A 24,251-nucleotide genomic window follows, 5' to 3' on the forward strand; every position below is an offset into this window, starting at 1 on the left:
CGGTCGTGGAGGCCGCCGAGGAGTTCGCCGACCGGATCGTCAGCGAGGAGATGACCGCCCAGCTCGAAGAAGACATGGCGGCCATCGCGGCCGGCGAGAAGGAGTACGACGAGGTGACCGAGGCATCCCGCGAGCTGCTCTCGCGCGTGTTCGACGACCTCACCGAGTCGCGCGAGGCGGTCGGCGACCACCTCCAGAACTCGCTGAAGGCGGACAAGACGCTCGGTCCGTGCCCGGAGTGCGGCGCGGACCTCCTCGTCCGGAAGTCGCGACAGGGGTCGTACTTCGTCGGCTGCGACGGCTACCCCGACTGCGAGTACACCCTGCCGCTCCCCTCGACCGGGAAGCCGCTCATCCTCGACGAGACCTGCGAGGAGCACGACCTCCGGCACGTGAAGATGCTCGCCGGCCGGAAGACGTTCGTCCACGGCTGCCCGCAGTGTAAGGCGGACGAGGCCGACGAGCAGGAGGACGAGGTGATCGGCGTGTGCCCCGAGTGCGGGGAGGAGCACGGAGGGGACCTGGCCATCAAGCGCCTCCGCTCCGGCTCCCGGCTCGTCGGCTGTACGCGCTACCCCGACTGCGACTACTCGCTGCCGCTCCCCCGGCGCGGCGAGATCGAGATCACCGACGAGACCTGCGAGGAACACGACCTCCCGCACCTCCGTGTCCACTCCGGCGACGAGCCGTGGGAGCTGGGCTGTCCGATCTGTAACTACCGCGAGTTCACGGCCCGGCAGGAGGGGTCGGAGCTCCAGGCGGTCGAGGGGATCGGCGAGAAGACCGCCGCGAAGCTGAAGGACGCGGGCGTCGACGGCGTTGACGAGCTCAAGTCAGCCGACCCGGACGACCTCGCGAGCGACGTCGACGGCGTCGGCGCCGACACCGTCCGCGACTGGCAGGCCAAGGCCGACTGACCGGTTTCGGCCCGACAGCTGTTCCCGGACCGACAGGACTCATAAAACCATAAACACATATGCACGGAGTGTCTCGATCATCGACAGATGGGGGACCGGAAAGGGGAATCGTCGACCGACGACCCACAGTCGTCGAGCGGCGACGCCGCCCCGACCGGGATCCTCCGAGCGTTCGTCGAGGCGGTCCCGACCCCGACGCTCGTCTGCGATCCGGAGACGCTGACGATCCGGGCCGCGAACGCGCCCGCGGTCGACCTCCTCGGCCACGACCGCGGCACGCTGACGCTGATGGGCCTCCCGGACCTCGGTGAGAACGACGTCACCGTTTCCGGAGAGTCGATCGCCGACGTCGCGGCGTCGGCCGCGGCGCCTCCGGCTTCCGACGGGTCCGACGGCCCGATCGAGCGCTTCGAGTGGGACATCCGGCTGGGGGATCCCGGTCTCCGGGTCGACGCGGCGCTCCGCGCGGCGACGATCGCTGGCGAAGAGTGGCTCGTCGTCGGGCTCTCGGACGTCACGGGCCGCGTCGCGGCCGAGACCGACCGCGACGCCGAGCGCCGACTCGTCGACGCGCTCGCCGAGACCGTCCCGCTCGCACTGTTCCGCTGTACCGAGGAGGGGACGCTCTCCCGGTGGAACGGTCGCCTGTCGTCGGACACCGGGTACGAGCCGGAATCGCTCTCGGGGCGAGCGCTCACCTCGCTGTTCGACGAGGAGACGAGCGGCCTCGTGAGCGACTCCCTCTCCAGGGTGTACCGCGAGGGGGAACCCGCCTCCTGCGAGGCGCAGCTGCTCACCCGCTCCGGCGAGCGCGTCCCGTACCGGCTCTCGCTCGGGCCCGTCACCGACGGCGACAGGGTCGTGGGCGCGGTCGGCGTCGGCGAGGACCTGACGGAGGCGTCGCTCCGGGAGGAGCGGCTCGCGGTGTTGACCCGCGTGTTGCGCCACAACTTCCGGAACGACCTCAACGTGGTCACGGGGTTCACCGGGCGGGCGATCGAGGCGGTCGACGACCCCGACCTCGTCGCTGAACTCGAACGGGTCGTCGACACCGCCGAGCGGCTGCTGCGCCTCGGCGAGACCTCGCGGAAGGTGGAGCGGCTGCTCTCACAGCGCCCCTCGCCGCGGCCGGTCGCGCTCGCGCCCGCGGTCGACGCGGCCCTCGAATCGCTCGACCCGGCGGTCCGGGCTCGGGCCACCGTCGAGGTCGACGTCCCCGAGGACCTCGCGGTCTCCGCGGTCGCGTTCCTCCCCGAGGCGATCACCGAGCTCGTCGACAACGCGGTCCGCCACAACGACGCGGACGAGCCGCGGGTCCGTATCTCGGCCGCGGAGCTGCCCAGCGAGTCGTGGACCTCGCTCGTCGTCGCCGACGACGGGCCGGGGATCCCGCCCGCCGAGCGGGCCGTCCTCACCGGCGAGGAGACACCGCTCGAACACGCGAGCGGACTCGGCCTCTGGTACGTGAACTGGATCGTCACCGCGGGCGGCGGGAGCCTCGACATCGCCGAGAGCAAGGCCGGCGGCAGCCGGATCGAGCTGTCGCTACGCGCCGCCGAGGGGAACCCGCCAGAGGATGCGGAGCTGTTTACGCTTGACGACGTCGAAGGCGGCACGTAGGATGGGTCGCGCGGCGCCCGGTCACTCCACCAGCCGCAGTTCGTCGCCGACCGCAACCGACTCCGCCGCGCCCGCCGGCAGCTCGACGACGGTGTCGGCGCGGCCGCGGCCCAGCCCGACGAACGGCGCGAGCCGCTTTTTCGCCGTCACCTCGCCGTCGACGAGCCAGGCCGCGTCGATCGCGAACGGCACGAACAGCATGTGGAGCCACTGCGTGTCGGCCTCGTCGAACGGGAAGACCAGCGCGTAGTCGTCCGGCACCGACCGCCGGAACATCAGCCCGCGGGCCTGTTCGAGCGTCGAGCGCGCGACATCGACGTCGCTCGCGAGGACGGTCTCGCCTCCGTCGCGTCCCGGCTCCGGACTGTGGACGAGTCGCACGCCCGCCGTCTCGCCGCGAGCGGATAAATAGCCTCTCGTTCGGTCGGCGCCGCTGAGCGTGTCGTCGAGCGCGGCGGGGTTAGCTCGCGCCGCCGTACGTCTCTTCGAGGTACTCGACGATGTCGTCGCTCTCGGCCATCCCCTCGACCCCGTGGTCCTCGTCGACGAGGACGGGGACGCCGGTCTGCCCGGAGACCTCCTCGACCTCGGTGCGCTCGCCGTGCGAGCGCGGCACCATCACCGACTCGTACTCCAGGTCGAGGTCGGCCAGCTTCGTCTTGACCTTCGCGCAGTACGGACAGCCTTCGAGTTCGTAGAGGGTTAGGTTTGCCATCACCCTGTGTACGGCTTGGACCCGTAAAGAGGTGCGGCCGCGGATGCGTCCGGCGCGCACGGGCGGCCGGGGCGGGCGCGTCGGCGGTCGTATCGTCTCGGTCGCGGATCGGATCTGGAGGACGCTATCGGACGGTGCGCGAAAACGGGGGAAAATCGGAGCGTTCGAACGGGGCAGTCGTCGAAGCGGTCGCGGTCGGCGTGGGTGGGGCGGTTCTCCTACGCGGAGATCACGCCTCGCGGGTCGCGTACGCTCCCCGCTCGGCAACGAGGTTCTGAAAGAACCTCGCTTACATCGCGCCGCCCATGCCACCCATACCGCCCATGCCGCCGCCGGGGGCGCCGCCCTCGTCGTCGCCGCCCGACGTCGAGAGGTCGCCCGCCGAGATGATGTCGTCGATTTTCAGCACGAGGTTCGCCGCCTCGGCCGCGGACGAGATCGCCTGCTCCTTCGCGTGGGCTGTCTCGACGACGCCCGCGTCGGCCGTGTTGACGACCTCGCCGGCGAACACGTCGAGCCCGGCGTTCTGGTCGCCCGCCTCGTGGGCCGCGCGCAGATCGACCAGCAGGTCGATCGCGTCGAGGCCCGCGTTCTCGGCGAGCACGCGCGGAATCAGTTCGAGGGAGTCGGCGAACGCCTCGACCGCGAGCTGCTCGCGGCCCTCGACGGAGTCGGCGTAGTCGCGCAGGCGACGCGCGATCTCGACCTCGACCGCGCCGCCGCCGGGCAGGGTTCGCCCGTCGGAGACGGTCGTCGAGACCACGTCGAGCGCGTCCTGAATGCCGCGTTCGAGCTCGTCGACGACGTGGTCGGTGGTGCCGTACAGGAGGAGCGTGACGCCGTGGGCGTCCTCGCCCTCGACGTAGAACAGCTCCTCGTCGTCGTCGCGCGTGACGGAGCCGACCGCGAGGTCGTCTGCGGTGAGCGAGTCGAGGTCGGTGACGATCGGCGCGCCGAGGACGTTCTTCAGGAACGTCAGGTCGGACTTCTTCGTGCGGCGGACCGCGAGGATGCCCTCCTTCGCGAGGTAATGCTGCGCGAGGTCGTCGATGCCCTTCTGGCAGAAGACGACGTCGGCGCCGCTCTCGACGATCTGATCGACCTTCTCGCGGAGCTGCTCTTCCTCCTGGTCGAGGAACTTCTGGAGCTGGTCCGGGGAGTCGACGTTGACGGAGGTGTCGACGTCCGCCTCCTCGACCTCGATCGGGTCGTTGAGGAGGAGGACGTTCGCCGACTCGAAGTCGGTCGGCATGTCCTCGTGGACCGCGTCCTTGTCGATCGCCGCGCCGGAGAGCAGGCGGGACTCGCCCGCCGCGCGGCCGGTGCGCGTCTCGATGTTGAGGTTCGCGAGGTCGACCACGTGGGAGCCGTCGTCGGCCTCGACGGTGACGCCCTGTACCGCGCGGACGACGAGGTCGGCGAGCGTCTCCTTGTCGAGCTCGGCGCCCTTCCCGGTCATCGACGTCTCGGCGACGTTACGCAGCGTCTCCGTGTCGTCGGGGTCGACGGCGGTCGCGACCTCGTCGACCTGCTCGCGGGCGTACTCGCTCGCGAGGTTGAACCCTTTGATCACCGCGGTCGGGTGGATGTCCTGTTCGAGGAGGTCCTGCGCGTTCTTCAGCAGCTCGCCCGCGATGGCGACCGCGCTGGTCGTCCCGTCGCCGGCCTCGTCCTCCTGGGTCTCGGCGACCTCGACGACCATCTCGGCGGTCGGGTTGTCGATGTCCATCTCCTGGAGGATGGTGACGCCGTCGTTGGTGATGGTGACGTCGCCCATCGAGTTGACGAGCATCTTGTCCATCCCCTTCGGTCCGAGCGTCGATCGGACCGACTCGGCGACGCCGCGCGCCGCGGAGATGTTGTACTCCTGAGCGTCCTTGTCCTGGACGCGCTGGGCGTCCTCGCCCATGATGATCATCGGCTGGCCCTGCTGCATTCGCTGACTCATACAGCGTTTGATTGATTGTGATTCTATATAAACCTCTCGGTGAGGGGCGGCCGGACGCGATCGGCCCTCGCCGGCGTCTCTCGAAGAAAACCGCACGACACCGCGGTGATAGATCCTAAGTCATGCGGGGAGTTAGCATTGATCTATTTTGGTTCGAGAACGCCGTTTCGCCCTCGTTTATATACTTCTTCTGCGGCGGCTCGTCACCCCGGAACCCCGCCGGCGAGGAGCGCGGCGTCGACGAGCAGCAGGACGGCGAGGCCGCCGCTCGCCAGCAGATAGGGGCGGGCGACGGACGCCAACCGGGCGGACCCGGGGACGCCCCCGACGCCGGCGAGCGCGTCGACCGGGAATCCCTCGGCCATGTAGCGCCCCCAGCCGAGGTCGGGGTCGACCTCGCGGCGCATCCGGAGGACGCCGAGCTCGACGAGCCCGTTCATGACGCCCCACAGCGACAGCATCGCGAGGACGGCCCATCCTCTCGGGGTCGTCACGAGGGCCTCCAGCGGCGTGTACAGCCGCCAGGCCATGTACGCACCGGTGACCGGGAGGATCACGCCGGTCCAGCGCGTGATCATGAGGAGGCGGTGCGCGGCGTCGACGAACGCGGCGCGGCCGAGCGTCCCGTCGGTCGCCCGCGGCAGGGTCGCGTAGACGACGTACAGCGTCGCGCCGGTCCACAGCGCGCCGGAGAGCACGTGGAGGACGAAGGCGGTCGTGAGCAACACGCGATCGGCTGGGACCGAGAGCGGCAAAAAGGCCGTCCCGGACAGGATCGGTTCGGTCGCGGTGGGCGGTCAGTTCTCCTCGACCGGCACCGCCTCCAGCGCCGCCTCGACCGCCCGAACCGCGCTCGCGCCGTCGCGCCGCGGGACGACGCAGACGAGCGCGTCGCCCGCCACGCCCGCGGCCGCGACGTCGACGTCCGCGGCGGCGAGCCGACCGAGTGCGTCCGCCAGCACCGCAGTGTCGACGTCGCCGGTCGCGAGGATCGCCGTGCGGTCGCCGCCGTCGACGACCGCCGCGTCGCCGACGCGGAGGAGGGGGTCGGCGGCGACCGCGCCGGAGTCGCCGCCGCCCGCGGCGGAATCGCTGTCTCCCGCGTCGTCGACCACGCCCACGCCGCTCCGCATGGTGACGCTCGCGGACCGGGACTCGGTCTCGTACGCCGGCAGGTCCTCCCGGAAGCGGCGGAGCGCGGCCGCGATCGCGTCCGGGTCGCCGTCGAGGTCGGCCCGCTCGGCGAGCCACGCCGCCGCGGCGCTGTGGTTCACCAGTCCGGCGCGGAGCGCGTCGCGGACGAACGGGTGCGCTCTGACCGCCTCCCGCGTCTCGGCTGCCAGCGACATGCGCGGGGCTGCGCGGCGGGCGGGCAAGATCGTTTCGGTCGGGCGTTCGCCGGAACGCGCGGATCGCTCGCCGGCGACGGACCGAGTTCCCGCCGCCCCGCAGCCTCCGAAGTCCCTAAGAGCGGCGCGGCCCCAGTGTGGGTATGCAGTCGCTCGTCATCGTCGCGCACGGCTCCCACCTCAATCCCGAGTCGAGCGCGCCGACGTACGACCACGCCGACACGATCCGCGCCACCGGTGCCTTCGACGAGGTCCGCACCGGGTTCTGGAAGGAGGAACCGCACTTCCGAGAGGTGCTCCGCACCGTCGAGGGCGACGAGATATACGTCGTCCCGCTGTTCGTCTCGGAGGGATACTTCACCGAGCAGGTGATCCCCCGCGAGCTCCGGCTCGCCGGCTGGGACGTCTCCGAGTGGGACTCCGACGGCCTCTCCGCCGACCAGGCCACCCTCATCGCCGAGGACATCGATCGGGAGGTCCACTATTGCGGCCCGGTCGGGACCCACCGCGCGATGACCGACGTGATCGTCAGGCGGGCGGAGTCGGTCACGGATGACCCGGATGTCGGCGACGGGTTCGGGCTGGCGGTCGTCGGCCACGGCACCGAGCGCAACGAGAACTCGGCGAAGGCGATCGAGTACCACGCCGACCGGATCGCCGAGCGCGACCGCTTCGACGAGGTGAAGGCGCTGTACATGGACGAGGAGCCGGAGGTCGACGACCTCCCCGAGCACTTCGAGAGCGACGACGTCGTCCTCGTTCCCCTCTTCATCGCCGACGGCTACCACACCCAGGAGGACATCCCGGAGGACGTGGGGCTCTGCGAGGACCACACCGAGGGGTACGACGTGCCCGAGACCGTCGACGGCACCCGGATCTGGTACGCGGGCGCGGTGGGGACGGAGCCGCTCATGGCCGACGTGGTCTTGGAGCGCGCCGCCGACGCCGGTGCCGACCTCGGGACCGCGCTCGACGACGTGCGCGAGACGACCCGCGTCGCCACGGGGGACTGAGCGTGGCCGACCACACCTCCGCGACCGACGAGGGCGAGGCGGGCGGCGACGAGGCGGGCGACGACGGGACCGCGACCCCCGAGATCGACCTCCCGGGCGAGGCGTTCGACGCGGTACTCGACGCGCTCGACGACCTCGACCCGGGCGACCCGCTCCGCTTCGAGGGATTCAGCGTCGCGCGCGACGGCGAGGGGGCGTACGCCCTCGTCGAGAACAGTCCCCCGAAGCCCCTGACCGAGCGCGAGCTCCACGAGGCGCTCGCGGAGCGCGCGCCCGCGGTGACGGACTGGTACACCTTCGAGCGGGTTGTCGGCGAGTTCGGTCCGCGCCGCGCCTTCCTCCGCTGGATCGAGGACGCCGACGGCGAGACCGTCGCGGCCCGCTACGCCGCGCTCGCGGCGGGGATCGAGCGCGCGTGGGGTGAACTGAAGATCACGGCGACGGTCACCGACCGCGGCGAGCGCCGTTACGACGTGCGCCATGCCGACGACGCCGGCGTTCCGGTCGACGAGCTCGACGCGCACGAGGACCCACTCGACGCGCGCGAGCTGGTCACGTACGACGAGAAGGGCCGGTACCGACCGCTCAAGACCGCGCCGTCGCTGGCGGACGGCTGGGTCTTCCCCGACCTCGGCCCGCGCGACCTCTACGAAACGGTGGAGACGATCTACCCCGCGACGGTCGCCAACTGGCACCGCGAGCGCGAGGGCGAGCTTGACGTGACCCACTGGCGCGAGACGATGGAGCGCCAGTCGGGCATCTACGGCGTCGTGAAGACGTGGGACCGCGGCGAGGGGTACGAGCACGTCAACTGGGTCGCGGAGGCGTGCTGCGACGACTCCCAGTGCCTCAAGCGCCGGGAGTGGGAGTACGACGACGAGACCGACCTCGACGTCGACGGCGGCGACGGCGTCTTCCCCTGCCGCGAGCCCTGTTCGGTCGTGGTGTCGGCCGCGCGCAAGTGGACGCGGCTGGAGAGCGAGCAGCCCCGGACGTACGAGTTCGAGCTGACCCCGAGCGAGAAGGAGCAGGTCGAAGACATCATCGACGCGGTCGCCGACGGCCGGACCGACGAGATTCGCGAGGCGGACACGAAGGAGGGCGCGAACCGCTACCGCGCGCGGTTCCTCCGAGCGAAGCTGTTCGACGACGAGGGGAACCTCGGCGGCGTGCCGACCGAGCCGGACGAGGAGTGACCCCCTCCGCGGATCCGACCTGACCGCTCCGGAAACATCGCCGCGCCCCGCAGGCTTTTCTCGCCGCCCCCGGTACGGTGGGGTAATGAACGCCGTCACGCTGGGCCCCGCCGGCACGTACTCGCACCGCGCCGCTCGCTCCGTCGCCGCCGAGGTGTCGTTCCGAGAGTCGGTCACCGCGATCGTCGACGCCGTCGCGAGCGGCGAGTTCGAGCGCGGGGTCGTCCCCATCGAGAACAGCATCGAGGGCTCCGTCACGGAGAGCCTCGACGCGCTCGCCGACTACGACGTGGCGGTCACCCGCGAGGTCGTCACGCCGATCCGGCACGCCCTCCTCGCGCAGGACGACGGGTTCGAAGTCGTCGCGAGCCACTCGCAGGCGCTCGCGCAGTGTCGGAACTGGCTGGAGGCGAACTACCCGGACGCCGGCCTCGAAGCGGTCGCCTCCACGGCCCGCGGGGTCGAGCGCGCCCGCGAGGACGCCCGCGTCGCCGGCATCGGCCACCCGGACAACGCCGGCGACGATCTCGATATCCTCGCCGCGGACATCCAAGACCGAACCTCGAACGCGACCCGGTTCCTCGTCGTCGCGCCCGAGTCCGCGCGCTCCGACGCCGGCGGGAAGACGACGCTGATCGTCTACCCGAACGCGAACTACCCCGGCCTCCTCTTGGAGCTGCTGGAGGCGTTCGCCGACCGCAACCTCAACCTCTCGCGGATCGAGTCGCGCCCGAGCGGCGAGCGCCTCGGCGACTACCTGTTCCACTTCGACGTGGACGCCGGCCTCTACGAGGACCACATGGCGAAGGCGGTCGAGGACGTCGAGGCCATCGCGGACAACGGGTGGGTAAAGGTGCTCGGCTCGTACGACACCGAACACGTATTGGACTGAGGGCTCGACTTCGGGAGATTACGATTCAACGCCGCCGATCAGATATTTAAATTATCAGATCCGACGATGACGACTATTTATAAATGAACGCAGCGGTGCGGTGGCGCGCGCCTCCGAGCGGCCGCCGTCGGCGGCCGTGAGGAGCGCGTGCGAGGGAGTCGGCCGACCGGAGCGAAGCGGAGGGAGGCCGACGAGGCTGGGGAGGTGTGAGGCTGCGGTGCGGTGCTGTGCGGGGCGGGGCTCAAAGGGGCAGCCGCGAGGACGAAGACGCGCGACGTAAGGACCGCAGGAACAAGTGAAACGAGTGACGAGGACCGCAGCGAGCGCATCGAGTCCTCGCGGCTGGGGCTTTGGAGGTGTTCTCCGTGCCACTGCGAACAACAAAACGCCGCGCACGAACACCGGCACTCGTCACCTAACTACCGGCCGCCTCGGAAAAGTTTGTGTACGCGTCCTATTCGAATCGGTACGTCGCGCCGTCTGGACCATCTTCAATCTCAACGCCAACGTCACGAAGCGCGTCGCGGAGCTCGTCGGCGCGCTTGTAGTTGCCGGCCTCGCGCTCGGCCTCGCGCACGTCGAGGACGAGTTCGACCAGCTCGCCGGCCAGATCCACGTCGCCGTCGCTCTCGGATTCGAACTGGAGGCCGAGCACGTCGCCGCCGAACTCCTCGAACGCCTCCACCGCCTCGCGGAGGCCGCGGTAGTCGTAGGCGGAGTCGCTGTTGTCGTCCACGTGCCGATTCACCGCGTCGGTGAGGTCCAGCAGGGCCGCGGTCGCCTCCCGGAGGTTGAGGTCGTCGTTCATCGCGGCCGCGAAATCGTCGCGTGCGGCTTCGACCGCGCCGCGGAGTTCCTCGTCTTCGGCCTTCGCGCGGGCGTCGGTCGAGTCGACCGCCTCGACCGCGCGGTCGTAGGTGCGCGAGAGGCGCTCCCAGCGCTCCTCGGCCTCGGCGATCGTCTCCTCGGTGAGCGCCTGCTCGGAGCGGTAGGCGGCGCCGGCGTAGAAGGTCCGGACCACGTTGACGCCGAGCTCCTCTAAGGCGTCCGGCACGGTCCAGAAGTTGCCGATCGAGGATGACATCTTCTCGCCGTCCATCTCCAGTAAGCCGACGTGGAGCCAGTGGCGCGCGAACGCCTCGCCGGTGGCGGCCTCCGACTGCGCGATCTCGTTTTCGTGGTGCGGGAAGACGAGGTCGCGGCCGCCCATGTGAATATCGAGCGTGTCGCCGAGGTGCGTCGTCGACATCGCCGAGCACTCCACGTGCCAGCCGGGCCGCCCCTCGCTCCAGGGCGACTCCCACGTCTCGCCGTCGGGTGTCTCCGCGCCGTGGTCGTGTTTCGCGTGCTCGCGCGCCGCGGTCTCGCTGACGCCGTCCGCCTTCCAGAGGGCGAAGTCCGACGGGTTGCGCTTCTCCGAGCGCTCGTCCGGCTCGCCCTGCGCTTCGAGCGCGTTGAGGTCTTGGTTCGAGAGCTTCCCGTACTCCTCGAACCGCGTCACGTCGAAGTAGACGGAGCCGTTCGCCTCGTAGGCGTACCCCTTCTCGATCAGGGTCTCGACGAGGTCGAGTATCTCCGGGACGTGCTCGGTAACGCGCGGGTACACCTCGGCGCGCTTGAGGTTCAGCCCGCGCATCGCGTCGAAGGTGGTCGCGGTGAACGTCTCGGCCACGTCGCGCTCGGCGGCCCACTCGTCGCGCTCCCCGACGCGGGCGGTGATCTTCTCGTTGACGTCGGTGACGTTCTCGACGTGGCGCACGTCGTACCCCTCGTGTTCGAGCCACCGGTGGAGGACGTCGGCGTGGAACCACAGCCGGGCGTGGCCGAGGTGGGGGTCGTCCGACACCGTCAGGCCGCAGACGTACAGCGTGACGTCGCCGTCCGCGGTGAACTCGACGCGCTCGTCTTCCAGGGTGTCGGTGACGACGAGACTCATTACGACGTGGTTGCCGAGGTGAGCCTTTTAAACCGTCGGATTGGGCGAGATCACTCCGCCTGGACTCTTGAATCGCACTTCAAAAGCAGTTAGAGAAAGAGAATTGTCCCGATCTGTACTGCTGCGTAGCCGAGTACCATCACAACAATGGCCTTTATCAATAGCCCCGGGATGTTGTTCGGAATGTCGTCCCATTGCTCTGCGATCCCCGGTCCCTCCGGTTCTACTGCCGCCGGTGTCTTTCCACTGCTTTCGAAGATGTCATCGCCGAACATCCGTTCTAACTCGGCGTCCTGTCTGTCCATCATCGCGTCGAACTCGTTGTAGTTGTCGAACCGGTTCTTGATCTGGCTGACGTACGACGCGGAGCAGTCACACGCGTCCGCAATCTCCTGATTCGTCGCATTCGGATTTTCCCACCATGTGAGGAGAATATCTCGCTGTAGATCCGTTTTGGAACTGTTACCCATATGCGGAATACGTAACTTTTCGCTGATAATATTTTCTACGGAACACGAAGACAGAGAATTGTTTTAGCTAGACGGCCGGCCCATTCTTTGCTTTTTGAAATTTCTGAATATAAATGGCAAGGCGGTACGGCGAACACCGCCAAAGCCCAGCCGCTCGTTTATAAATAGCCGATAACGGATCGGCGGCGAACGCCGCCAAAGCCCCAGCCGCGAGGGCGACGTACGCTCGCTGCGCGCTTCACTCGGTCGCTCACTGCGTTCGCTCCCTCGTTCCAGTGCTTGCGTCGCCTACGTCGCCCTCGCGGCTGCCCCTTTGAGTCCCGCCCCGCACAGCAACCGCAGCCTCACGCCTCCCCAACCTCGTCGGCCGGCCTCCGCTTCGCTCCGGCCGGCCGACTCCCTCGCACGCGCTCCTCGCGCCCCGTCGGGCGCTCGGAGGCGCGCGCCACCACGGTTTTATTTATAAATCACCGATGCTGACTCTCACTCCTCTCGCGTCGTCCACTCGACCTCGTACCCTGCCTCGCGCACCGCCGACAGGACGCGGTCGACGTGGGCCGGGCCGTTCGTCTCCACCTCGAACACGAGGTCGGCGTCGCCCACCGGCAGGTCCGGGCGGCTGCGCTCGTGGCGCACCGTCCGGATGTTCGCGCGCTCGCCGCCGATCAGGGTGGCTATCTCGCCCATCGTCCCGGGCGTGTCGTCGATGCGGACGGAGAGCTCGATCAGCTGGTCGCGGTCGACGAGCGCGTGCGTTACCACCTCCTTCAGCGTCGTCACGTCGATGTTGCCCCCGCAGAGGAGGGGGACGACCGTCTCGCCGGCGAGGTCGAGCTCGTCGACCGCGTCGTCATTTAAAAGGGCGGCCGCGGCGGTCGCGCCCGCGCCCTCGACCATCTGCTTCGCGCGCTCCAAGAGCAGCAGGATCGCGCTCGCCACGTCGTCGTCGCTCACGACGACGGTCTCGTCGAGATGCCTCTCCAGAAGCTCGAAGGTGAGTTCGCTCAGCCCCCCGGTCGCGATGCCGTCCGCGATAGTGTCGGGCTCGTCGCGCGTCACCAGCTCCCCGGCCGCGAGGCTCTCCGAGAGCGTCGACGCCCCTTCGGTCTGGACGCCCACCACCCGCGTCTCGGGCGAGCGCGCCTTCACCGCGGTCGCAACGCCCCCCGCGAGCCCCCCGCCGCCCACGGGGACGAGGACCGCGTCGGCGTCGGGCACCTGATCTATCACCTCCAAGCCGAGCGTCCCCTGCCCGGCGACCACGTCCGGGTCGTCGAACGCGTGGACGAACCGCGTCCCGGGCTCGTCGGTCAGCGTCCGGGCGTGTTCCATCGCCTCGGGGAACGCGCTCCCGCGGAGGACGACCTCGGCGCCGTACGCGCGCGTCGCCTCGATCTTCGCCGCGGGCGCCGACTCCGGCATCACGATCGTCGCGTCGATCCCGGCGTCGGCGGCCGCCAGCGCCACCCCCTGCGCGTGGTTGCCCGCGCTCGCGGCCACGACGCGCTCGATCGCGGGCTCGTCGGTCCCCGCACCCGAGCCGGCGACCGCCCGCGAGATCGCGTTGTACGCGCCGCGCGTCTTGAACGAGCCGGTGCGCTGGAGGTGCTCCATCTTGAGGCGCACGTCGGCGCCGCACCGCTCGCTCAGCGACCGGCTCCGCTCGACGGGCGTTCGCTGGACGATGTCGGTGCCGGCGAGCCGCTCGGCGGCGGCCTCGACGTCGTCGATCGTGACGGGGGACATGACCTCGGCCTTCGCCCGGTCGCGTGATAAGAACTCGGATACGGAACCCGGTTCCCGCCTCGCTCTCCGCCCCGCTCAGCGCTTCCCGAGCGCCTCCTCGAAGACGCGCTGGGCGCGCTCGTACCCCTCGTTCCGGTCGACGATCGGGTTCGGGTAGTCGGGCGCCAGCTCCTCGCGCTCCGCCCGCGAGAGGGTCGGCCAGTCGACGACCTTGTCTGCCGGCACGTCCGCGAGCTCCGGGACGTACGCCTTCACGAAGCGCGCGTCCGCGTCGTACTTGCTCATCTGGCTCACCGGATCGAAGATGCGCACGTCGACGGAGTCGGTGCCGGTCGAGGCCGTCCACTGCCACGCGCCGTGGTTCGAGGCGTAGTCGTGGTCGATCAGCTGCTTGGTGAAGTAGCGCGCCCCGCGCCGCCAGTCGATCAGGAGGTGTTTCGTGAGGAAGCTCGCGACTACCTGCCGCGGCCGGTTGTGAATATATCCCTCCGTGTTCAGCTGTCGCATCCCGGCGTCGACGAGCGGGTAGCCGGTCTCGCCGCGCGCCCACGCCTCGAACTCCGCGTCCGACTCTCGCCACGCGATCTCGTTGGGGAACGACTTGTAGTTCGAGACGGCGAGGTCGGGGTTGTAGTACAGCAGGTGGTACATCTGCTCGCGCCACGACAGCTCGTACCGGTACTTATCGACGTTGCGGCGCTCGCCGCCGGTCGCGGCGTCGTACGCGTCGCCTGCGCCCGCCCACAGTTCTCGGATTCCGATCGCGCCCGTCGCGAGGTACGGCGACATCCGCGAGACCGCGCGAGTCGGCGCCTCCACGGCCCGCGCGAGGTCGTCGCGAGTGTCGTTGTACGAGGCGATCCCTCCTTCGAGGAAGCCGTCGAACCGCTCGCGGGCGGCCTCGTACCCCGCGTCCGGGAGGTCGATGTCGGCGTCGGGTTCGGGGACCGTCTTCCCGTCGCGCACGTCGGCGAGGTCGTCGGGCTCCGGCTCGGCGTACGGTCCGCGCTTCGGCACCGCCTCCCAGTCGTCGTGGAACTGGCTGTGGTTCGGGTAGCGCTCCTCTAACCGCCCGGGGTCCACCAGCACGAGGTCGGTCCGCGAGTCCGTCTCGACGCCCGCGCCGGCGAGCGCCTCCTCGACCGCACGCTGTCGATTCCGGCGCGCCGGCCGGTAGTGCTCGTCGTAGTACACCGCCTCGGCGTCGTACTCGTCGGCGAGATCGACGAGGACCTCGTCCGGGTCGCCCGCGCGGACGATCAGGTCGCTCCCGAGTTCGCGGTACCGCTCTTCCAGTCGCTTCACGTGTCGGAGGAAGAAGGCGCGCTGACGCGCGCCGACGGTCGCGAGCAGGTCGGAATCGTAGACGAACGCTGGGACCACTGCTCCCTCTCCCTCCCGAGCCGCGGCCGCGAGGCCGGCGTTGTCCCGCGTCCGCGCGTCGCCTCGGTGCCAGAACAGGCGCATACGATCGCCTGGGGCGCCAGCGGATAGTGTCTGTCGCCGCGTCTCGGACCTCGCTACCTTCCCTCTCCGCCAGTACGTTCAAGACGCTCCGTCCCGAATCCTGACCCGTATGACCCGACGCGATCCCTTCGACGAGATCGAGGACCTGCTCGAACGGATGGGCCGTGAGTTCGAGGAGCTCGGCGGCACGCTGGAGGGGAGCGGTCCCGACGTCCCGCGCTTCCCCGGCGCCCGCGACGTCGACGTCGACGTGATCGAGGACGACGAGGCAGTCACGGTCGTCGCCGATCTCCCCGGGTTCGACGCCGACGACGTCGACGTCGAGTTCCGCGACGACGCGCTCGTAATCACCGGCTCCCGCGAGGAGTCGAGCGAGTTCGACGTCGCGGACGCGGGCGACGACGGCGACGACAACGAGGCCGACGCGGACGCCGCGGCCGACGCCGCCGACGGCGCACACGAGGACGACGAGGTCCGCTACCACCGGCGCGAACGCCGCCTCCGGTCCGTCTCCCGACGGGTCCCGATCCCGGAACCGGTCGAGGCCGACGCGGCGACGGCTTCGTTCGACGCCGGCGTGCTCACCGTCACGCTCCCCAAGCGCTCGCCCGACGACGACCGCGGACACACGATCGACGTCAGCTGAGCCTCGGACGCGGCGTACGGGGTCGACATTTCCCGCCGCGACCGCGAGATAGCACGCGTCACTCGCTGTTTAATACCTCGCGGCGCCTTCCTGTTGGTATGAACACGACGAATCCCTTCGACGAGATCGAGCAGTTCCTCGGCCGCACCCCCTTCGCGGGCGAGCGGGCCTGGGGCCGCGACCTCCGGACCGCCGACGTCGACGTCGCCGAGTACGACGACGAGTTCGTCGTCACCGCCGACCTGCCGGGGTTCGACCGCGACGGAATCGACGTCCGCGTCGACGACGACCGGCTCACGATCGCGGCCGAGCGCGACGCGGAGCGCGAGGACGCCGACCGGCGGTACCTCCGACGCGAGCGGCGCCACGAGTCCGTCACCCGCACTATCGACCTCCCTGCGACCGCCCGCACCGGAGACGCGTCCGCGACGTACCGGAACGGCGTGCTCACCGTGACGGTCCCGCTCGACGCCGTCGACGCCGACGAGGGACACCGGATCGACGTGAACTAATCCCTTCCTCTCTGGCCGGTGCTTTCTCCACGCTCCCCGTGCTAACTACCCGCATGAGCGACGCCGACCACGCGGCCGTCAGGCGCGAGCTGGTGAACGCGCTCCGCGATCGCCTCGACGCGAGCGAGCGGACGCTGTCGGCGATCGGCGCCGTCCCGCGCCACGAGTTCGTCCCGGAACCGCAGCGCGCGTCGGCGTACGCCGACCGACCGCTCCCGATCGGCCACGATCAGACCGTCAGCGCGCCGCACATGGTCGCGATGATGACCGACCTGCTCGAAATCGAGCGCGGCGACCGCGTGTTCGAGGTGGGAACCGGCTGCGGCTACCACGCCGCCGTCGTCGCCGAGGTCGTCGGTCCGGGGAACGTGTTCTCGGCCGAGCGCGTCCCGGAACTGGCCGCCGACGCCCGCGAACGACTCGATCGCCTCGGCTACGACGTGACAGTCGCGGCCGGGGACGGCCGCGAGGCGTTCGCCGACGAGGCGCCGTTCGACGCGGCGTACCTCACCTGCGCAGCGCCCGAGTCGGTCCCGGACGCGATCGTCGACCGCGTCCGGACGGGCGGTCGCGTCGTCGCTCCCGTCCGCGAGGACGGCCGCCAACGCCTCGTCCGGCTCACCGTCCGCGAGGACGGTATCGACCGGGAGGACCACGGCGGCGTGCGGTTCGTCCCGATGCGGTAACCGAGTTCGCTGCCCGGGTGTCCGTCCCCGGCCCGCCGAACGCACAGTTTTAGAGGACCGAGCCCCGAGACCGGTCATGGACGACGCGTCGCTCAGGGCGGACATGATCGAGGGGCTCGAACACCAGATCGGCGAGCCCATCGAGCCGCCCGTGTTGACCGCCCTCCAGCGCGTCCCGCGCGACCACTTCGTCGACGACTCGCCCCGCGACGGCATCGACGGCGACGACCCACACTCGCTTTCCCTCCCGACGCTGGTCCGGCTGGTCACCGCGCTCGACGCCGAGGAGGGCGACTCGGTCCTCGTCGTCGGCGCGGGGGTCGGCTACTCGGTCGCGATGCTCGCAGAGATCGCCGGCGCGCGCCGCGTCCACGCGGTCGACATCGACCGCGCCGCCGTCCACGCCGCGCGGTCGAACCTCGACGCGGCCGGCTACGGGGCGGTCCTCGTCGACCGCGCGGACGGCGCCGACGGGCTCCCCGCGTACGCACCCTACGACCGGATCCTCCTCGAAACCGCCGTCGTCGAGCCGCCGCGCTCCCTCCGAGAACAGCTAGCGTCCGGCGGCCGGATCGTCTATCCGCGCGGCGCGGGCGTTCAGACGGTCGCGGCGATCGAGCCGTCCCCCGCCGACTCCGCTCCGGACGAAGACCCGGCGCCGGCGGGGTTCGAGACGGTCGAGACGCACGGGCCGGCGCGGCTCCAGCCGATGCTCGTCGACGGCGAGCAGCCCGGGGCGGAACGGAACCGGACCCGTCGGGAGGACGCCGAACGCGCCGAACGCGGGCGTCAGCGTCAGCACGGCTGGGAGCAGGACTGGATCGACTGGGACAAGCGGCTCTGAAAATCTCTCGCCCGCGTCGCCCGCTGCGTCACTCCTCGACGACGAGCACCTCGGTGTTCCCCCGCTCGTCGACGAAGTCGCCCTCCGCCGGCGGTTTGATGTCGATCGTGAGCGTCCCGTCGGCCTGATTCGGTCCGAGCTCGGGGTCGACGTCGACCGTGGCGACCCCTTCGCCGTTCGTCTTCGCGGTGACGACGCCGTCGATCTGTGCGGAGCCGCCGCGGACGATGACCGTCGCGTCCGCGACGCGGGAGCCGTCGGGATCGACGACCGCGACGTCGATCGACTGGTCGCCGGGCGTGGTCACCTCCGGCTGCGGCTGCGCGTCGAGCTCGGTCGCGGCTAAGCCGTCGATGTCGCCGATCATCCCCATCATCACGCTGAGGCTGGCGACGCCGACGACGAGCGCGATGACGAGCCGGACCGGGAGCCCCTCGATCGCGCGGGTGTCGGTGCTGAACGTCCGGCGGTTGGCGGTGCGCGAGTCGTGTGTTCGATCGGACATACGGCCCGCTGGCCGCGGCATTGCTTATAAAGAGTCGGACGGACCGGCCGGCGCCGAACCGGGCGCCCGCGAGACGCGTTCGACGTTGAGGAGTTCGGGCGGCCCGACCGTTTTTATCCGATACCGAGGCCACCCGGCCGCGTGTACGTACTCGGCCGCGACGAGACGGGCTCCGACAGCGACGGAGAGACCAGCCGCGACGGCGTGAGCGACCGCGACGACGTAAGTAACGCCCACCGTCCCCCGCACACCGCACGGATCGGATCCTTCCTCGCTCGCGACGGGAGCGCCGGCGCGGCGGTCGGCGTCGACCTCGACCGGCCGCACGCGGGGGTCGTGTTCGGGAAACGCGGGACCGGGAAGTCGTACACGCTCGGTGTCCTCGCGGAGGAAATCGCCGACGCCGACGGCGTCGTTCCGGTCGTCGTCGACCCGATGGGCGTCTTCGGCGGCCTCGAAGCGGCCGGCGGCCGCGTCGTCGACCCCGCGGTCCGCCCCGCTTCGATACCGCCCTCGACGTGGCCGGACCTGCTCGGGCTCGACCCGGCGAGCGGGCCGGGAAGTCTCGTCTGGCGCGTCGTCGCGGACGCGGTCGACGGCGGCTCCTCGCCCTCGCTCGCGACGCTCCGCGAGGCGGTCGCCGGCGCCGACGCACCGGCGGAGACGCGGCGCGCAGCGGCGAACCACCTCCGGCTGGCGGCCTCGTGGGGCGTCTTCGACGCCGACACGCCGCCGGTCGCGTCCCTCGCGGCCGACGGCGACCCAGTCGTCCTCGACCTCGCCGGGGTTCCGGACGCCGCCGCGTCGGCCGTCGTCCGCGCGGTCGCTCGTGGCCTCTACGACGCGCGAATCGCCGAGGATCTCACGCGGCTCCCGTGGCTGCTCGTCGACGAGGCGCACGCCTTCTTCGACGGGGTCGCCGAGCCGGCGCTCCGGACGATCCTCACTCGGGGGCGCGCGCCCGGCGTCTCGCTGGTCTGTGCGACGCAGCGCCCGGCCGCGCTGCCGAGCGTCGCCGTCTCCCAGTCCGACCTCCTCGTCTCGCACCGGCTGACGGCCGCGCGCGACGTCGACCGCTTGGCCGAAGCGGAGGCGACGTACCTCGCTGGCGACCTCGCCTCGCGGCTCCCCGAGGGCGTCGGCGAGGCGCTCGTGGTCGACGACGCCACCGAGACGGCCCACACGGTCCGGATCAGAGAGCGGCGGACGCCGCACGAAGGGGAGAGTCCGCGCGCTCGCCGGCTGTCGGACGCGGAGCGACAGTAACGCGGTCCAGAACGCACAAGCCGTCCCGGCCTCACTCACGCGCATGGAACGGACGCCGTACGGGTTCCTGCTCGTCGCGCTCGGCGGGTTCCTCGGTGCGGTCGCCAGACACGCGGTCGACGTCGGGGTCGGTCGGGCCCTCGCCGCGGGCGCCGCCGAAACCGGTCTCGGGGGCCTCGGCGGCGCTCCGACCGGCGCGGGGACGCTCGTCGCGAACGTCGCCGGGTCGTTCGCGCTCGGGCTCCTGTTGACCCGCGCGTCGAGCGACCAGACCCGGCTGTTCGTCGGCACCGGCGCGCTCTCGTCGTTCACGACGTACAGCACGTTCGTCGCCGACGCGGTCGCGCTCGGGTCGCTGGCCGGCGCCTGGTACGTCGCCGCCAGCTACGCGACCGGGTTCGCCGCGGCCGCGCTCGGCCTCGCGCTCGGAGGGCGGGACCGCCGATGACGGTCCAGCCGCTCCTCGCGACGGCCCTCGTCGGCGTCGGCGGCGCGCTCGGTGCCGTCTTTCGGCACGTAGTTGGGCTCCACGTCGAGGGACGACGGTCGGTCCTCGTCGTCAACGCGCTCGGAAGCTTCGCCCTCGGCGCCGTCTCCGCCGCGCCGATCGGGTCGACGGCTACGCTGCTCCTCGGTGTCGGCTTCTGCGGCGCGTTCACGACGTTCTCCTCGTTCGCCGTCGGGACCGTTCGGGCGGCGAGCGAGACGGGCGCGCGCGCCGCCGCGGGGATCGCGGCGTCGAACCTCGCGGCCGCGCTGGCGGCGTTTCTCCTCGGAACGCTCCTCACCGGACGGCTCCTCTGACGGGCGCCGACGCTCGGCGTCTGCCCGACAAGCGATAGGTACAGCATCCTCCGGCCCGTATCCACGTCCGTGACCGACACCGACCGCTCCGTCGACGCCGAGTCGGGGGACCCGGCCGATTCGGGGCCGCTCTCCGACGATCCGGATCCCGGAGACGTCGACCCCGACGACGTCTCCGAGTTCGGCGACCTCTCGATCCCCCAGCGCGCGTTCGTCGCCGCCGCGCAGAACCCCTCTCGCGGACTGCTGGTCGTCGGCCTGTTCGCGTTCGCGCTCGCCTTCTACGCCGCGTTCTGGCTGTCGTTCCCCCGCGCCGCCGGCCTCCTCTCGGCGGTCGCGCTGATCGTCGCCGCCGTCGCCGCGCTCGTCTACCGGCTCCTCGACCGCGTCTCCGGATGACGACCGACGTTCTCGCCGACGGCGCTCACGGTCGCGGCTCGTAGAACTCCCGGAGCGGCCGGCCGAACGCGGGCGCGAGCGTGGCGACCGCCTCCCCGACCAACACATCGCGGTCGTCGAACGCCGGCTCCACCTGCGCCCCGAGCGCGACGTCGCTCGCGGCGTCGCTCTCCAAGTACTCCCGGACGGTTGCGAACTCCCGCTCCCGCTCGACGACGTACCGGTCTCCGTCGATGAAGGGTCCGTACGTGTCCGGGTCGACGTCGTCAACGTACGACTCGTAGAAGCTCGCGGCGTGCTTCCGGACCGCGACCGGCGGCCCCTCGTGGCGCTCCACGGTCGGGCGCTCGGTCACCTCTAATTCGGCGTACAGCGCGGCCCGCGTCGGCTCGTCGGCTCCGTCGCGCTCGGCCGTCTCCTCGGCGTCGCTCGTCTCGGGGGTGCCCGCCGCACCCGCCGCTCCCGCCGCGTCCGTCATCGCTCGCGCCCGGAGAACGTCGAAGCCGCGCTCGTTGAGACCCCCGACGATCCCGTCCAGCGAGCGCCGGAGCTGCGGCCACAGCTGGTCGTCGACCACGTCGGGCGCGTCGAAGACGACCGCGACCGGGGTCGTCCCCCGCCGGTCGAGGTGGGCGCGGACCTCTCTGGAGTCGAGCGGTTCGGGGTCGTCGGGCTCGAAGAGCGCCTCGCTCGGCGCCGCGAGCAGCTCCCGCGCGTAGTGCTGGAACCGCGCGAGGTTCGCCGCCGACAGCACCGCCGCGACGTTCCGCGTCGGGTCGGTGGGGTCGACGACGACGAGCGGGTCCTCGAACGTGCGCTCGGCGTGCCCCTCGGGGTCGAACTCCACCGGCGGGTGCCAGCTCCGCGCCGACTCGACCAGCGGGACGAACCCGCCGAGCTCCAACACGAGTAGCTCCGTGAGGTATCCCGAGAACCCCTCGGTGCGGAGGTCGCTCCCGTACGCGCCGATCCCCTTCAGGAACGCCTTCGCCAGCACCACGTCCGCGGCGAGGTCGTCGTCGAGCCGCGCGGAGAGGTACGCGTCGTGGAACGGCGTGCGGTCGACGGCGGAGACCAGCTCGGCGGCCCTCTCAACGTCATGACAGGGGACGAGGTCGACGTCGAACCCCTCGTAGCTCCCCTTCACGTACGGGTGTTCGGCGAACTCCTCGTGGCCGTCGGGGAGGACCGCGTGGCCGACGTCGAGGCCGTACTCCTCTAACTCGGCACGGTCGAGGTCCACGTCGAACCGGACGAACAGGTCGATGTCGCGGTCGCCGGCGACCCACGTGCCGCGCGCGGTCGACCCGACCTGGACCACGTCGGCCTCGACCGGGAGGTCGGCGATCGCCTCGCGGGCCCGATCGGTCAGCTCCGCGGCCGTCGCGCGCAGCCGCTCGCGCTCCTCGGGCTCCGGGAGGACCCGCTCGCGGACCCGCGACAGCACCGCCTCCAACTCGTCCATACCGAACGGTCTCGCGGTCCGGCCGAAAACGTGTCGGTCGGATCGGCGGCGCGAGCGTGGCCTCCGCGGCATCGTTTCGAACCCCTCGTGTCCTCCGGATCCCACTCCGTCGGGCGGAAACGAAAGCCATATCAAAACGACGCGAGTACCCGAAAGTGAGCCGAAGTAGCTCAGTTGGTAGAGCGCCTCGCTGTTACGACGTTCGGCGGAACTTCCCCCGGCCGTCACAGTCACGAGGCGGTCCCAGGTTCGAGTCCTGGCTTCGGCGTCTCTTCGTTCGGTCGCTCGTTTTGTACGATAACGGCACAGACGTCGTGTGTCACGTTTTGAGCAGTACGACCGCCTCGAAGAACCACAGAAGCGCGGGCAGGCCACGGAAGCGATCGTCACAGCGGAGCTGATCGCTCGCGATGTCTCGGTACTCACGCCGGCGTACGACAACGAGCCGTACGACCTCGTCATCAGGCTCGATGACGAATTCTACCGGCTACAGGTCAAGACGGCCTACGACAGCCAAAACGACGGTGCGGTGGAGTTCCGGACTCGGAGCGTTCGGACAAAAAGCACGGGATACGAGCGGGAGGGATACAGCGGAAAAATCGATTACTTCGCCGTTTTGAACGTCCGAACGGAGGAGGTATATCTCGTCTCCATCGACGACGCGGGGTCGGCGGCGACCACGATCCGATACGAGCCCGCCGCGAACAACAACCGAGCGAACGTTAACTGGCACGCGGAGTATCAACTCAATACGGTTCTTGGCCGACTCCGGTCGGGGTAATGCGGTAATCTAAAGAACGTCGCTCATGTACCTTCGATCGATCGGGCCTTTAGCTTAGTCTGGTTTAAAGCCTTCCGCTCATAACGGAAAGATCGCCGGTTCGAATCCGGCAAGGCCCACTCTCTGCCTTCGTTTTACACGACTCGCAAACGCGGCACGCCGCCGGCTACTCCAACAACGCCACCAGCTCGTTCACGTCGTCGATCACCGCGTCGGCCCCGGCGTTTGCGAACTTCTCGCGGCCTTCCTCGCCGGTCAGCCCGCCCGTCAGCACGCCGATACCGTAGTAGACGCGCGTCTCGTCCGCCTCGTCTGCGTTGCGCGCGGTGCGCACGTCGTCGAGGGTGTCGCCAGCGAACGCGACGCGCTCGGCGTCGAACCGCTCGGCGAGCTCGACGAGCGCCCGCGGGTGGGGCTTCCCCTCCTCCCAGTCGTCCATCGTGAAGCGTCGGTCCTTGGGCACGTCGAGGCCGACACGCTCCAAGGCGATGTCGGCCTCCGCGGCCGGGCGGCCGGTGAGGACGCCCACGTCGAACCGCGCGGTGAGGTCGGCGATCGTCTCGGGGTCGACGAGCGTCGGCTCGTCGTGGATGTACCCGTCCGCCTCGATCGGCGGCTCGCCGCCCTCTAACTCGCGGTACAGCTCCGCGCCGAGGTACAGCGCCTGGAACGTCTCGCGGAGCGCGTCCCGGTCCCACTGGTCGCGGACGCGGGCCTGCGCGACCCGCGGGAGGTCGCCGACGACCTCCTTAGCCGCGTCGAGGCCGCCGCCGAGTTCGCTGACGCGGTCGGTGAACTCGTCGACGTCCATCCGGAGCCCCTCGCGCCGGGCCAACACGAACAGCGCGGCCGCGTCCGTCAGCTCCCAGTCGTTGTTGAACCCGCCGGCGTCCTTGAACGCCTGTACCGCGTCCCGGTCGATCGGCTTGCCGCAGACCCGGTCGACCGATTCGAGGATCGCCCGACGGTAGGAGTCCGCCACGTCGACCAACACCCCGTCGATGTCGAGGACGGCTGCGTCGACCTGCATACCGCAACCCCGTCTGGGGGCGGAATGAACGTTCGGGTTCGCGG

The 24,251-nt window shown here is 70.3% G+C and carries 26 protein-coding genes and 2 tRNA genes; 16 read left to right on the forward strand and 12 right to left on the reverse strand.

The window, feature by feature from the left end; genetic code table 11:
* Both B378_RS17265 and B378_RS0102850 read left to right on the forward strand, forming a co-directional pair.
* Positions 1–917 (forward strand): topoisomerase DNA-binding C4 zinc finger domain-containing protein (locus B378_RS17265; protein WP_237738318.1); only part of this gene is annotated, 917 nt, incomplete at its 5' end.
* 87 nt (positions 918–1,004) lie between these two features.
* The gene (locus tag B378_RS0102850) at positions 1,005–2,537 is read left to right on the forward strand and encodes an ATP-binding protein (RefSeq protein WP_017342318.1); all 1,533 of its coding nucleotides are present in this window, start codon (positions 1,005–1,007) and stop codon (positions 2,535–2,537) included.
* A 21-nt stretch (positions 2,538–2,558) separates the two neighbouring features.
* Here the strand turns inward: B378_RS0102850 and B378_RS0102855 are convergent, their stop codons facing one another.
* The 5 genes from B378_RS0102855 to B378_RS0102875 all read right to left on the reverse strand — a co-directional run bounded on the left by B378_RS0102855 (position 2,559) and on the right by B378_RS0102875 (position 6,549).
* Entirely contained in the window at positions 2,559–2,918 is a 360-nt protein-coding gene (locus B378_RS0102855) for a DUF192 domain-containing protein (RefSeq protein WP_017342319.1), read from the reverse strand.
* Positions 2,919–2,997: 79 nt separating this feature from the next.
* Positions 2,998–3,252, reverse strand: coding sequence for a glutathione S-transferase N-terminal domain-containing protein (locus B378_RS0102860; protein ID WP_017342320.1), 255 nt, complete (start codon positions 3,250–3,252; stop codon positions 2,998–3,000).
* Between the two features lie 289 nt (positions 3,253–3,541).
* Complete coding sequence (thsB, locus tag B378_RS0102865) at positions 3,542–5,188, reverse strand: thermosome subunit beta (RefSeq protein ID WP_044965568.1); 1,647 nt, start codon at positions 5,186–5,188, stop codon at positions 3,542–3,544.
* Positions 5,189–5,403: 215 nt separating this feature from the next.
* Positions 5,404–5,928 (reverse strand): hypothetical protein, encoded by a 525-nt coding sequence (locus B378_RS0102870; RefSeq protein ID WP_017342322.1) that lies wholly within the window; start codon positions 5,926–5,928, stop codon positions 5,404–5,406.
* A 69-nt stretch (positions 5,929–5,997) separates the two neighbouring features.
* Positions 5,998–6,549, reverse strand: a complete 552-nt coding sequence (locus B378_RS0102875) for a hypothetical protein (protein WP_017342323.1) — start codon at positions 6,547–6,549, stop codon at positions 5,998–6,000.
* A gap of 143 nt (positions 6,550–6,692) precedes the next feature.
* On the opposite strand from B378_RS0102875, the gene B378_RS0102880 reads away from it, so the two are divergent.
* The 3 genes from B378_RS0102880 to pheA all read left to right on the forward strand — a co-directional run bounded on the left by B378_RS0102880 (position 6,693) and on the right by pheA (position 9,650).
* The gene (locus B378_RS0102880) at positions 6,693–7,562 is read left to right on the forward strand and encodes a CbiX/SirB N-terminal domain-containing protein (RefSeq protein WP_017342324.1); all 870 of its coding nucleotides are present in this window, start codon (positions 6,693–6,695) and stop codon (positions 7,560–7,562) included.
* A gap of 2 nt (positions 7,563–7,564) precedes the next feature.
* Positions 7,565–8,758, forward strand: coding sequence for a DR2241 family protein (locus B378_RS0102885; RefSeq protein ID WP_017342325.1), 1,194 nt, complete (start codon positions 7,565–7,567; stop codon positions 8,756–8,758).
* Between the two features lie 85 nt (positions 8,759–8,843).
* Positions 8,844–9,650 carry a prephenate dehydratase gene (gene pheA, locus B378_RS0102890; RefSeq protein WP_017342326.1) on the forward strand — a complete coding sequence of 269 codons (807 nt, stop codon included), beginning with the start codon at positions 8,844–8,846 and terminating at the stop codon, positions 9,648–9,650.
* A 454-nt stretch (positions 9,651–10,104) separates the two neighbouring features.
* On the opposite strand, the gene cysS is transcribed toward pheA, so the two are convergent.
* The 4 genes from cysS to B378_RS0102910 form a co-directional block, all read right to left on the reverse strand.
* On the reverse strand, positions 10,105–11,586 hold the full coding sequence (gene cysS / locus B378_RS0102895; RefSeq protein ID WP_017342327.1) for a cysteine--tRNA ligase: 1,482 nt from the start codon (positions 11,584–11,586) through the stop codon (positions 10,105–10,107).
* Positions 11,587–11,675: 89 nt separating this feature from the next.
* A complete protein-coding gene (locus B378_RS0102900) occupies positions 11,676–12,056 on the reverse strand; it encodes a hypothetical protein (protein WP_017342328.1) in 381 nt (126 codons plus the stop codon).
* 483 nt (positions 12,057–12,539) lie between these two features.
* Positions 12,540–13,802 (reverse strand): threonine ammonia-lyase, encoded by a 1,263-nt coding sequence (gene ilvA, locus B378_RS0102905; protein ID WP_017342329.1) that lies wholly within the window; start codon positions 13,800–13,802, stop codon positions 12,540–12,542.
* Between the two features lie 75 nt (positions 13,803–13,877).
* The gene (locus tag B378_RS0102910) at positions 13,878–15,269 is read right to left on the reverse strand and encodes a deoxyribodipyrimidine photo-lyase (RefSeq protein WP_017342330.1); all 1,392 of its coding nucleotides are present in this window, start codon (positions 15,267–15,269) and stop codon (positions 13,878–13,880) included.
* 109 nt (positions 15,270–15,378) lie between these two features.
* Between B378_RS0102910 and B378_RS0102915 the strand changes: the two genes are divergently transcribed.
* From B378_RS0102915 to B378_RS0102930, 4 genes are all read left to right on the forward strand, one after another.
* Positions 15,379–15,915 carry an Hsp20/alpha crystallin family protein gene (locus B378_RS0102915; RefSeq protein WP_017342331.1) on the forward strand — a complete coding sequence of 179 codons (537 nt, stop codon included), beginning with the start codon at positions 15,379–15,381 and terminating at the stop codon, positions 15,913–15,915.
* A gap of 98 nt (positions 15,916–16,013) precedes the next feature.
* Entirely contained in the window at positions 16,014–16,427 is a 414-nt protein-coding gene (gene hsp14 / locus B378_RS0102920; protein ID WP_017342332.1) for an archaeal heat shock protein Hsp14, read from the forward strand.
* Between the two features lie 53 nt (positions 16,428–16,480).
* Positions 16,481–17,113 (forward strand): protein-L-isoaspartate O-methyltransferase, encoded by a 633-nt coding sequence (gene pcm / locus B378_RS0102925; protein ID WP_017342333.1) that lies wholly within the window; start codon positions 16,481–16,483, stop codon positions 17,111–17,113.
* Positions 17,114–17,189: 76 nt separating this feature from the next.
* The gene (locus tag B378_RS0102930; protein WP_017342334.1) at positions 17,190–17,957 is read left to right on the forward strand and encodes a protein-L-isoaspartate O-methyltransferase; all 768 of its coding nucleotides are present in this window, start codon (positions 17,190–17,192) and stop codon (positions 17,955–17,957) included.
* A 28-nt stretch (positions 17,958–17,985) separates the two neighbouring features.
* Here B378_RS0102930 and B378_RS0102935 read toward each other — a convergent pair whose 3' ends face one another.
* Positions 17,986–18,462, reverse strand: a complete 477-nt coding sequence (locus B378_RS0102935) for a hypothetical protein (RefSeq protein WP_017342335.1) — start codon at positions 18,460–18,462, stop codon at positions 17,986–17,988.
* A 120-nt stretch (positions 18,463–18,582) separates the two neighbouring features.
* Here B378_RS0102935 and B378_RS0102940 point away from each other — a divergent pair, with 120 nt between their 5' ends.
* From B378_RS0102940 to B378_RS0102955, 4 genes are all read left to right on the forward strand, one after another.
* On the forward strand, positions 18,583–19,728 hold the full coding sequence (locus B378_RS0102940) for an ATP-binding protein (RefSeq protein ID WP_026046159.1): 1,146 nt from the start codon (positions 18,583–18,585) through the stop codon (positions 19,726–19,728).
* A 43-nt stretch (positions 19,729–19,771) separates the two neighbouring features.
* Complete coding sequence (locus tag B378_RS0102945; RefSeq protein WP_017342337.1) at positions 19,772–20,176, forward strand: CrcB family protein; 405 nt, start codon at positions 19,772–19,774, stop codon at positions 20,174–20,176.
* Positions 20,173–20,532 (forward strand): CrcB family protein, encoded by a 360-nt coding sequence (locus tag B378_RS0102950; RefSeq protein WP_017342338.1) that lies wholly within the window; start codon positions 20,173–20,175, stop codon positions 20,530–20,532. Before B378_RS0102945 ends, B378_RS0102950 begins: the two co-directional genes overlap by 4 nt.
* 69 nt (positions 20,533–20,601) lie before the next feature.
* Positions 20,602–20,931, forward strand: coding sequence for a hypothetical protein (locus B378_RS0102955; RefSeq protein ID WP_017342339.1), 330 nt, complete (start codon positions 20,602–20,604; stop codon positions 20,929–20,931).
* Positions 20,932–20,956: 25 nt separating this feature from the next.
* Here B378_RS0102955 and cca read toward each other — a convergent pair whose 3' ends face one another.
* Positions 20,957–22,396: a CCA tRNA nucleotidyltransferase gene (cca, locus tag B378_RS0102960; RefSeq protein ID WP_017342340.1), complete on the reverse strand. Its 1,440-nt coding sequence runs from the start codon at positions 22,394–22,396 to the stop codon at positions 20,957–20,959.
* 159 nt (positions 22,397–22,555) lie between these two features.
* On the opposite strand from cca, the gene B378_RS0102965 reads away from it, so the two are divergent.
* From B378_RS0102965 to B378_RS0102975, 3 genes are all read left to right on the forward strand, one after another.
* Positions 22,556–22,664 (forward strand) — tRNA-Asn (locus B378_RS0102965).
* Positions 22,665–22,712: 48 nt separating this feature from the next.
* On the forward strand, positions 22,713–23,177 hold the full coding sequence (locus B378_RS0102970; RefSeq protein ID WP_017342341.1) for a group I intron-associated PD-(D/E)XK endonuclease: 465 nt from the start codon (positions 22,713–22,715) through the stop codon (positions 23,175–23,177).
* A 43-nt stretch (positions 23,178–23,220) separates the two neighbouring features.
* Positions 23,221–23,296 (forward strand) — tRNA-Ile (locus tag B378_RS0102975).
* A 47-nt stretch (positions 23,297–23,343) separates the two neighbouring features.
* Here the strand turns inward: B378_RS0102975 and B378_RS0102980 are convergent.
* A complete protein-coding gene (locus tag B378_RS0102980; RefSeq protein ID WP_017342342.1) occupies positions 23,344–24,207 on the reverse strand; it encodes a TIGR01548 family HAD-type hydrolase in 864 nt (287 codons plus the stop codon).
* Between the last annotated feature and the right edge of the window lie 44 nt (positions 24,208–24,251).

Origin of the sequence: Halorubrum sp. T3 (assembly GCF_000296615.1) — an archaeon.
GTDB lineage: Archaea > Halobacteriota > Halobacteria > Halobacteriales > Haloferacaceae > Halorubrum > Halorubrum ruber.